Source organism: Halohasta sp. A2, assembly GCF_056175805.1.
Genome location: NZ_JAQFWV010000354.1, coordinates 1 through 249, shown reverse-complemented (window position 1 = coordinate 249; position 249 = coordinate 1). Strand labels below are relative to the sequence as shown.

General features: G+C 52.2%; 1 protein-coding gene. It reads right to left on the bottom strand.

Translation table 11 applies throughout. The annotated features are described in order from the left end of the window. Nucleotides 1-122: 122 nt before the first annotated feature. The coding region (locus tag O2S87_RS19400) for an integrase core domain-containing protein (RefSeq protein ID WP_475410269.1) at nucleotides 123-249 on the bottom strand (127 nt) is incomplete at its 5' end.

Here is a 249-nt window from a genome sequence, read left to right as displayed (position 1 = left end):
GAAACACGCTTGATACCTTCTGAGAAACCCTGCGGCATCTCCGTGGTCGTGTGCAAGTTCTTTCATTGCTCTCTTTCTTCAGCCGTGGCAATCAGCTTGCCGGATTAACCCCAGAAGTAGTGCTAGTTAGCAACCTCCTCTGCTGGCGGTCGATCACCTAGCGTTTGATGCGGTCGCTGGCGGTTATAATAATGTACAAACTGTGAACACCAACTGCGGACGCTCGACCGACTGCCCACCCACGAATTA